The 9,675-nt window shown below is 73.4% G+C and carries 7 protein-coding genes; all 7 read left to right on the plus strand.

What is annotated here, in order from left to right; translation table 11 throughout:
• Positions 1–112: 112 nt before the first annotated feature.
• Positions 113–1,819 carry an ABC transporter substrate-binding protein gene (locus ACFUUZ_RS31115; RefSeq protein ID WP_378702525.1) on the plus strand — a complete coding sequence of 569 codons (1,707 nt, stop codon included), beginning with the start codon at positions 113–115 and terminating at the stop codon, positions 1,817–1,819.
• Between the two features lie 20 nt (positions 1,820–1,839).
• The gene (locus ACFUUZ_RS31120) at positions 1,840–2,373 is read left to right on the plus strand and encodes an adenine phosphoribosyltransferase (RefSeq protein ID WP_378702527.1); all 534 of its coding nucleotides are present in this window, start codon (positions 1,840–1,842) and stop codon (positions 2,371–2,373) included.
• A 148-nt stretch (positions 2,374–2,521) separates the two neighbouring features.
• Positions 2,522–4,123, plus strand: coding sequence for an ATP-binding cassette domain-containing protein (locus ACFUUZ_RS31125; RefSeq protein ID WP_378702529.1), 1,602 nt, complete (start codon positions 2,522–2,524; stop codon positions 4,121–4,123).
• 87 nt (positions 4,124–4,210) lie between these two features.
• A complete protein-coding gene (locus ACFUUZ_RS31130; RefSeq protein WP_378702531.1) occupies positions 4,211–5,146 on the plus strand; it encodes a hypothetical protein in 936 nt (311 codons plus the stop codon).
• Positions 5,143–6,438 carry an adenylosuccinate synthetase gene (locus ACFUUZ_RS31135; protein ID WP_378702533.1) on the plus strand — a complete coding sequence of 432 codons (1,296 nt, stop codon included), beginning with the start codon at positions 5,143–5,145 and terminating at the stop codon, positions 6,436–6,438. Before ACFUUZ_RS31130 ends, ACFUUZ_RS31135 begins: the two co-directional genes overlap by 4 nt.
• 24 nt (positions 6,439–6,462) lie before the next feature.
• Positions 6,463–7,134 carry an NUDIX hydrolase gene (locus ACFUUZ_RS31140; RefSeq protein WP_378702535.1) on the plus strand — a complete coding sequence of 224 codons (672 nt, stop codon included), beginning with the start codon at positions 6,463–6,465 and terminating at the stop codon, positions 7,132–7,134.
• Between the two features lie 46 nt (positions 7,135–7,180).
• Positions 7,181–9,565, plus strand: a complete 2,385-nt coding sequence (locus ACFUUZ_RS31145; RefSeq protein ID WP_378702537.1) for a RelA/SpoT family protein — start codon at positions 7,181–7,183, stop codon at positions 9,563–9,565.
• Positions 9,566–9,675 lie beyond the last annotated feature (110 nt).

Below are 9,675 nucleotides of genomic sequence, written 5' to 3' on the forward strand. Positions count from 1 at the left end.
GGCCAGAGCCCGCGGGCGGGCGCGCGCCCCACGGGCAAGCGCAACCGCCGGTAGCAGTGGCGGGGCCGGTGGTGCCCCGGTGACATCGTTCGGGAGCGAAGGGGTTTCGACGTTGCGACCATCACGCCGCGGGCACCGGCCCGGGATCCGAGCGCGGCGGGTGGTCGCCGCGCTCAGCGCCGCGACCCTCGCGGTCGGGCTCGCCGCCGGGTGCTCGAGCGAGAGCCAGGTGCCCTCCATCGGCTACGCCACCGACGCGGTGATCGCCACCTACAACGGCGGCACCACGATCGGCTGGGCCAGCGGCTCGCCCGCGCTCTTCGGCCGGGTGCTCACCGGGTTCTTCTACACCGGCCCGGACGGCCAGCAGGTGGCCGACACCGACGTCGGCACCGCCAAGGAGGTGCCGGGGGAGGCGCAGACCATCCAGTACCGGCTCAGCCCGGACGGCGTCTACTCCGACGGCATCGCCACCTCCTGCGACGACCTGGTCTTCACCTGGGCGGCGCGCAGCGGCCGGTTCACCAGGGACGGGGCGCCGCTGTTCGACAGCGCGAGCACCGCGGGGTACGAGGAGATCGAGCGGATCGACTGCGAACCCGGGTCCAAGGACGCCACCGTGGTGTTCCGCCCCGGCCGCCGCTACGTGCCGTGGCGCACGCTCTTCGCCGCGGGCGAGCTCATGCCCGCGCACGTGGCCACCCAGGCCACCGGGGTGACCAACCTGATCGGCGCGGTCCGCAGCGGCGAGCTGGTGGCGCTGGGCAAGCTCGCCGACTTCTGGAACACCGGCTGGACCATGACCCCCGGCGCGCTGGACGCGAGCCGCTTCCCCTCGGCGGGCCCCTACCGCATCGGCTCCTACAGCGAGAGCGAGGGGCTGGTGCTGGTGGCCAACGAGCGCTGGTGGGGGGCGAAGCCGGAGACCGGCCGCATCGTGCTCTGGCCCAAGGGAACCGACCTCGCCGAGAAGATCGGCGCGAACGCGGTCGGGGTGATCGACATCGGCGCGGGCTCGGTGCCCGAGCTCTCGCTCGACGGCTTCTCCGCCAGCACCGTGCCCGGCCGCGGCGCCGAGCAGCTCGTGCTCGCCACCGGCGGGGTCTTCGCGGGCGTGCAGCCGCGCCGGGCGCTGGCCGCCTGCGTGCCGCGCCAGGCGCTCTTCGACACGCTGGGCTCGGTGCCGGAGCGGCCGGAGCGCGGGCTCGGCTCCGGCATGCTGAACGCCCACATCATCCAGCAGGATTCGCTGTTCTACGGGGCCGCCACCGGCGCCGCGCAGCAGTACGCGGCGGTGAACCCGGCCGCGCCCGGCGGGGCGAACCTGACCGTGCGGATCGGCTACCGAACCCCCGACGACCGCCGCGCGGCGACCGTCAGGGCGATCGCCGACTCCTGCCGCGCCGCCGGGATCACCGTGGTCGACGCGGGCGCCCCCGACTTCCAACCCACCCGGCTGGCCGAGGGCGCGGTGGACGCCGTGCTGGCGGGCACCGCCGCCGCCGTCGGCCCGGCCGGGTCGACCACCGAGGTCGCCGCTGTGTCCGCGCTGCGCACCGGGAACGGCTCCAACGTCGGGCGGTTCGGCAACGGCCGGTTCGACGCCATCACCGACCAGCTGGCCGCCGACGACGCCTCCGCCGCCCAGCTCGGGCTGCTGACCGAGGCGGAGAACCTGCTCTGGTCCGAGCTGCCGAGCATCCCGCTCTTCGCCACGCCCCGGCTCATCGCCTTCGGCACCGGGCTGCAGAACGGCGTCGCCGGGCCGACCCAGGCGGGCACCGGCTGGAACATGGACCGCTGGCGGCTGACCCGGTGACCGACCCCGAAGGGACCCCGATGAGTGCGAACGCGGCCGCCGCCGACGCGGTGCACCGGCTCACCCGCTGGCACGACGACTTCCCCACGCCCGGCGTGCGGTTCGCCGACCTCACCCCGGTCTTCGCGGACGCGGCCGGCTTCCGCGCGGTGCTCGACGGCCTCGCGGCCTGCGCCCCGGACGCCGACCTGATCGCGGGGGTGGACGCGCGCGGCTTCCTGCTCGGCGCGGGCGTGGCGGCCTGCCTCGGCACCGGGGTGCTCGCCGTGCGCAAGGGCGGCAAGCTGCCGCCGCCGGTGGTCTCCCGCGAGTACACCCTGGAGTACGGCACCGCCGCGCTGGAGATCCCGGCCGACGGCGTCGAGCTGCGCGGCAGGCGGGTGCTGCTGCTCGACGACGTGCTCGCCACCGGCGGCACGCTGGCCGCCGCGGCCGAGCTCTTCGCCGCGGCGGGCGCCGAGGTGGTCGCGGCCGCGGTGGTACTGGAGATCGGCTTCCTGGCCGGGCGGGCCAGGCAGGGCGAGTACCCGGTCACCGCCATCGTCACCGTCTGAAAAAGGAGTTGACCCCGGCGGTGGCGTCGGGGTTACCCTGAATCGTCTTGTTCCCGACGAACGGAGCGGCCGTTGCTGATCTGAGGTCTCGCCCGGGCGGCCCGTGTCTCGCGCGCCGCGTTCCGTCGCAGTCACCTCGGGAGCAACCGTGCCCAGTCCTTCGTCTTCGCTGTCCCTGTCGGATGTCGCCTTCTCCTGGCCGGACGGCACCCCCGTCTTCGACGGGCTCACCACCACCCTCACCCCCGGCCGCACCGGGGTGGTCGGCGCCAACGGCGCCGGGAAGTCCACGCTGCTGCGGCTGATCGCGGGTGAGCTCACCCCGCGCCGGGGCTCGCTCACCGTGCCGGGCCCGCTCGGCTACCTGCGCCAGGACCTCGTCCTCGGCACCGGGCGCCGGGTCGACCAGGTGCTCGGCATCGACGCCGTGCGCGCCGCGCTGCACCGGATCGAGGCGGGCGGCGGCACCCCCGCCGACTTCGACACCGTCGGCGCGGGCTGGGACGTCGAGGAGCGCGCGGTGGCGCTGCTCGGCAGGCTCGGCCTCGGGCACATCGCCGACGGCCCGGCCGCGCTGGACCGCACGCTCGGCACCCTCTCCGGCGGCGAGACGGTGCTGCTCGGGCTGGTCGCCGAGCTGCTCGCCGAACCCGCGGTGCTGCTGCTCGACGAGCCGACCAACAACCTGGACGGCGTCGCCAGGCGGCGCCTCGCCGACGTGCTCGCCCAGTTCACCGGCATCGCGCTGGTGGTCAGCCACGACCGGGAGCTGCTCGACAGCATGGACGGCACCGCCGAGCTGTACCAGGGCGGGCTGCGGCTCTTCGGCGGCGGCTTCGGCGCGTACGAGCGGATCGTCGCCGCCGAGCAGGAGGCGGCGCGCGCCGCGGTCCGCGATGCCCGCGGCGACCTGCAGCGGCAGAGCCGCGAGCTCGCCGAGACCAGGATCAAGCTGGATCGCCGGGTGCGCTACGGCCGCATGCTGTCCGAGACCAAGCGCGCGCCGAAGATCATCGCCAACGAGAAGAAGCGCAGGCAGCAGGTGTCCGCGGGCAAGCTCCGCAGCACCCACCTGGAGCGGCTGGACACCGCGCGCGATCAGCTGCGCAGCGCCGAGGAGGCGGTGCGCGACGACCGCGAGATCCGGATCGACCTGCCGGACACCCGGCTGCACCCCGGGCAGGAGGTGCTCGAGCTGGCCGGGGCGGAGCTGCCCGGCGGGGTCCGGGTCGACCTGCGGGTGCACGGGCCGGAGCGGATCGCGGTGACCGGGCGCAACGGGGTCGGCAAGACCACGCTGCTGCGCCGGATCGCCGAGGCGGGGCCGAGGGTGCCGTGGCGGCTGCTGCCGCAGCGGCTCGACGTCCTCGACGACGCGCGCTCGGTGTTCGAGAACGTGGCGGCGGCCGCGCCGCACGCCACCGGGCAGCAGGTGCGGGCGCAGCTGGCCCGCTTCCTCTTCCGGGGTACCGCCGCCGACGCGGCGGCGGGCACGCTCTCCGGCGGCGAGCGGCTGCGCGCCGCGCTCGCCACCGTGCTGCTCGCCGACCCCGCGCCCCGGTTGCTGCTGCTCGACGAGCCGACCAACAACCTGGATCTGCCCAGCCTCGGGCACCTGACCCAGGCGCTGAGCGGCTACCGGGGCGCGCTGGTCGTGGTCAGCCACGACCAGCGCTTCCTCGCCGAGCTCGGGCTCACCCGGATGCTGCGCTGCACCGGGGACGAGGTCGAGGACCTGCCGCTCTCCTGACCCGAGGGGTCGCCGAATCGTCGGCGGCCCCTTGCCGCGCTCATTTTGGTCACCTACACTAAAACTACTTCACGGGAGGAGACGGACATGGGATACGGACACTGGGACGACAGCGCCTACCGGGCGGCGGCCACCTTCCGCGCCCGGCGCGGCGAGGACGACTTCGGCTACACCGCCGAGGTGCGGCGGCAGCCCCACGACAGCTGGCGGGCACATCCGAGCCTGGAGCCCTTCGGGGTGGCGGCCCGCGAGTGCCGCGACTCCGACGAGCACGGCGCCGCGCTGCCGATCGCGGTGCTCTTCGACGTCACCGGCTCGATGGGCCGGGTGCCGCGGATCATGCAGAACAAGCTGGGACTGCTGCACGGCCTGCTGCGCAGCCGCGGCTACGCCGACGACCCGCAGCTGCTCTTCGGCGCCATCGGCGATGCCGACAGCGATCGGGTGCCGCTGCAGGTGGGGCAATTCGAGTCGGACAACCGGATGGACGAGCAGCTGCGCTCGATCCTGCTCGAGGGCGGTGGCGGCGGGCAGAAGTCGGAGAGCTACGAGCTCGCCGCCTACTTCATGGCCACCCACGTCACCACCGACGCCTGGGAGAAGCGGGGGAAGCGCGGCTACCTGTTTCTGATCGGCGACGAGCTGAACAAGCCGCGGCTGGCGAGCAGGCACATCCGCGCCGTGATCGGCGACAGCGTGCGGCAGGACGTCTCGGTGGAGTCGATCTACCGGGAGCTGGCCGAGCGCTGGCACGTGTACTTCATCCTGCCGGACCAGTCGCACTACTTCCACGACCCGGAGATCGCGGCGCACTGGCGCGGGCTGCTCGGGCAGAACTTCCTGAAGCTGGACGACCCGGCGGCGGTCTGCGAACTCATCGCGCTGACCGTCGGGCTCGGCGAGGACCGGGTCGACCTCGCCACCGGCCTGGCCGACCTGCGCGACGTCGGCGCCACCGGGGCCGACGCGGTGGCCCGCACGCTGGGGGAGCGCAAGGCGCTGCCGGGGAAGCGGACCGCGTGAACCGGGGCGCCCGCGCTCGCCCCGGCGCGGCGGGTGCGCTGCCCGGCGGCCACGTGATCGTGGTCGACCTCGGGTTCGGGGACGCGGGCAAGGGAGCGACGGTCGACTGGCTGTGCTCCCCGGCGGCGGGGCTCGACCCCGCCGCCGTCGTCCGCTTCAACGGCGGCGCACAGGCCGCGCACACCGTCGTGGCGGGCGGCCGCACGCACACCTTCGCGCAGTTCGGCTCCGGCACCCTCGCCGGGGTGCCGACGCTGCTCACCCGGCACGTGCTGGTCGAGCCGATCGCGCTGGCCGCCGAGGCCGATGCGCTCGCGGCGCTCGGCGTGCCCGACCCGCTCGGGCTGCTCGCCGTCGACGGCCGGGCGCTGCTCACCACCCCGATCCACATCGCCGCGAACCGGGCGCGGGAGCGGGCCCGCGGCGCGGGCAGGCACGGCTCGTGCGGGCGCGGGATCGGCGAGACCGCCGCCTACGCGCTCGAGCACGCGGCGCCGACGGTCGCCGACTGCGCGCACCCCGACCGGCTGCGGGGGCTGCTCACCGCGCTGGCCGCGCACTACGCGCCGCTGCTCGCGGGGAGCGGGTTCGGCTACGAGCCGGTGGACGCCCTGGTCGACATGTACGCCGAGTTCGCCGCCGCCGTCCGGATCGTCGGGGGCGGCGAGCTCACCCGGCTGGCCCGACGCGGGCCGCTGGTCTTCGAGGGTGCGCAGGGGGTGCTGCTGGACGAGTGGCGCGGGTTCCACCCGCACACCACCTGGTCGACGGTGGAGCCGCGCAATGCCCGCGCGCTGCTGGCCGGGATCGGCGCCACCGGCACCGTGCTCGGCGTGACCAGGACCTACCAGACCAGGCACGGGGACGGCCCGTTCCCCACCGAGGACCCGGCGCTCGACCTGCCGGAGCCGCACAACGGCACCGGCCCCTACCAGGGCGCGTTCCGCCGCGGGCACCTCGACCTGGTGCTGCTGCGTTACGCGCTGGAGGTGTGCGGCGGGGTCGACGGGCTGGTCGTCAACCACCTCGACGTCCCCCGCCCGCTCCGCGCGGCCACGGCCTACCGCACCCCCGGCGGCGTGCTGCGCCGCCTCCCGGTCGGCACGTGGCAGGACCTGGCGCACCAGGAGTCGCTGACCGCGCTCCTGCGCTCCGCCACACCGCGATCGACCGATCTCCCCGCCGACATCCCCGCCTACCTGGAGCGCGAACTGGGTACCCCCGTGTTGCTCACCGGTAACGGCCCCGACCGGTCCGATCGCCGCCCCGCCCCTGCCGCTCGCGCGGCCTGATTCCGCCCGCGCGAAAATAGCGTCATGCAGTCCGTCGTTTCGGTTGATGTGGTGACGCTGCGCTTCTGGGGGGAGGACGCGGGCATCCGGCTCGGGGTCGCGCCGCGCGGGCACGCGCCCTTCGCGGGCGACCTCGCGCTGCCCGGCGTCCTACTCGGGCGCGGGGAGCGCCTGGTCGCCGCCGCGCACCGCGCCCTGGTCACCAAGCTCGGCGCCCCCGAGCCCGCGATCGCCGCCATCGGCCAGCTGGTCACCTTCGACGAGCCGAGCCGCGACCCGCGCGGCCCCACGCTCTCCATCGCCATGTGGGCGGTGCTGAGCCCGCACGACAGCACCGCGCAGTGGGTCTCCTTCGACAGCGTCCCGCCGCTCGCCTTCGACCACAACGCCATCGTCGGCACCGCCCGCACCCTGCTCACCGGCCTGCTCTGGAAGGACCCCGCCTTCACCCGTGCCCTCCTCGGCCCCCAGTTCCCCGCCACCCGCGCCGTCGAACTCGCCACCTCCGTCCACGGCACCCGCCCCGACCCCGCCAACTTGAACCGCACCCTCGCAGGCGTCCCCGGGTTGAATCGAACCGAAGAGCGGCGCAGAGTGAGGGCTACCGGCCGCCCGGCCGCCGTGTGGGCTTTCGACGACGATCAGCCCTCGCAGCCTTTGCACACGGCCGGGACGATAACGCCTGACCGGGACTAAAGTGGGTAGTTCCTCGGGGCACCGGGGTGATCAGAGAGGCGGTGGCATGACTCAGCATCTGGACGAGGTGAACGCCGGGAACGCGGCGGACGAACCCCGCCCCGAGCCCGAGCAGCCCGCCCCGACCACCGAGGCCGCCGCTCCCGTTCCTCCGCGTGCCGGCTCCGCCGCGGTCCCGACCTCCGCCTCGCGCCGGGTCCGCGCCCGGCTGGCCCGCCGGATGACCGGCCAGCGCGGCATCGCCGCGGTCAAGCCGGTGCTGGAGCCGCTGGCGACGGTGCACCGCGAGCTGTACCCCAAGGGCGACCTCGCCCTGCTGCAGCGCGCCTTCGACGTGGCCGACGAGCGGCACAAGCACCAGTTCCGCAAGTCCGGCGACCCGTACATCACGCACCCGCTCGCGGTGGCGAACATCCTGGCCGAGCTCGGCATGGACACCATCACCCTGGTCGCCGCGCTGCTGCACGACACGGTGGAGGACACCGGCTACTCGGTGGAGCAGCTGACCGCCGACTTCGGCCGCGAGGTCGCGCACCTGGTGGACGGCGTCACCAAGCTGGACAAGGTGAACCTCGGCTCGGCCGCCGAGGCCGAGACCATCCGCAAGATGATCATCGCCATGGCCCGCGACCCGCGGGTGCTGGTGATCAAGGTCGCCGACCGGCTGCACAACATGCGCACCATGCGCTTCCTGCCCCCGGAGAAGCAGGCCAAGAAGGCCCGCGAGACGCTCGAGGTGATCGCCCCGCTGGCGCACCGGCTCGGCATGGCCACGGTCAAGTGGGAGCTGGAGGACCTCGCCTTCGCCATCCTGCACCCGAAGAAGTACGACGAGATCGTCCGCCTGGTCGCCGACCGCGCCCCCTCCCGCGACACCTACCTGGCCCGGGTGCGCGCGCTGATCGTGAACAACCTGAGCGATTCCCGGATCAACGCGGTGGTCGAGGGCAGGCCCAAGCACTACTGGTCGATCTACCAGAAGATGATCGTCAAGGGTAAGGACTTCGACGACATCCACGACCTGGTCGGGATCCGGATCCTGTGCGAGGAGATCCGCGACTGCTACGCGGCGGTCGGCGTGGTGCACTCGCTGTGGCAGCCGATGGCGGGCCGGTTCAAGGACTACATCGCGCAGCCGCGCTACGGCGTCTACCAGTCGCTGCACACCACCGTGGTCGGCCCGGACGGCAAGCCGCTCGAGGTGCAGATCCGCACGCACGAGATGCACCGCACCGCCGAGTTCGGCATCGCCGCGCACTGGCGGTACAAGGAGACCAAGGGCAAGCACACCGTCGACTCCACCGAGGTCGACGAGATGTCCTGGATGCGCCAGCTGCTGGACTGGCAGCGCGAGGCCGCGGACCCGGCCGAGTTCCTGGAGTCGCTGCGCTTCGACCTGAAGTCGCCGGAGATCTTCGTCTTCACGCCGAAGGGCGATGTGATCACGCTGCCGCAGAAGTCGACCCCGGTCGACTTCGCGTACGCGGTGCACACCGAGGTCGGGCACAAGTGCATCGGCGCCAGGGTGAACGGCAGGCTGGTCGCGCTGGAGCGGCAGCTGGAGAACGGCGAGGTCGTCGAGATCTTCACCTCGAAGGCGCAGAACGCGGGGCCGAGCCGGGACTGGCAGAACTTCGTGGTCTCGCCGCGGGCCAAGGCCAAGATCAGGCAGTGGTTCGCCAAGGAGCGGCGCGAGGAGGCGCTGGAGACCGGCAAGGAGCAGATCTCCAAGGAGGTGAAGCGCTCCGGGTTGCCGCTGCAGCGGCTGATGAGCGTGGACGCCATGACCGCGCTGGCCAAGGAGCTGCACTACGACGACGTCTCCGCGCTGTACGCCGCGGTCGGCGAGCACCAGGTCTCCGCCCAGCACGTGGTGCAGCGGCTGATGGCCCAGCTCGGCGGGATCGGCGATGTGGAGAACGAGCTCGCCGAGCGCTCCACCCCGTCCACCACCCCCGCCAGGCAGCGGGTCACCGGTGACGCGGGCGTGCTCATCCCCGGTGCCACGAACACCGTGGCCAAGCTCGCCAAGTGCTGCACGCCGGTGCCCGGCGACGAGATCATGGGCTTCGTGACCAGGGGCGGCTCGGTCAGCGTGCACCGCACCGACTGCACCAACGCCGATTCCCTGCAGGCGCAGCAGGAACGCATCATCGCCGTCGAGTGGGCCCCGTCCCCCTCCTCGGTCTTCCTGGTGGCCATCCAGATCGAGGCGCTCGACCGCACCCGCCTGCTCTCCGACGTCACCAAGGTGCTCGCCGACGAGAAGGTCAACATCCTCTCGGCCTCCGTCACCACGCACGGCGACCGCGTCGCCATCAGCAAGTTCACCTTCGAGATGGGCGACCCCAAACACCTCGGCCACCTCCTCAACGTCGTCCGCAACGTCGAGGGCGTCTACGACGTCTACCGAGTAACCTCCGCCGCCTGACCCGCCACCCCCGATGCCCCCCACCAGGGGGCGAGCCTCACGAGCCCCGGTTCGCGGCCGGTTCGCGTCCGAGCGCTCGAGGCGCAAGTGCCGAAGGCGCAAGCCTCGCG

This window comes from Nocardia sp. NPDC057353 (assembly GCF_042667085.1).
In the GTDB taxonomy this organism is placed as follows: domain Bacteria; phylum Actinomycetota; class Actinomycetes; order Mycobacteriales; family Mycobacteriaceae; genus Nocardia.

Bases quoted from the DNA above. Each gene is read 5' to 3' on its own strand.
- ACFUUZ_RS31120 (WP_378702527.1), top strand. From the start codon at position 1,840: ATGAGTGCGAACGCGGCCGCCGCCGACGCGGTGCACCGGCTCACCCGC.
- ACFUUZ_RS31130 (WP_378702531.1), top strand. From the start codon at position 4,211: ATGGGATACGGACACTGGGACGACAGCGCCTACCGGGCGGCGGCCACC.
- ACFUUZ_RS31140 (WP_378702535.1), top strand. From the start codon at position 6,463: ATGCAGTCCGTCGTTTCGGTTGATGTGGTGACGCTGCGCTTCTGGGGG.
- ACFUUZ_RS31145 (WP_378702537.1), top strand. From the start codon at position 7,181: ATGACTCAGCATCTGGACGAGGTGAACGCCGGGAACGCGGCGGACGAA.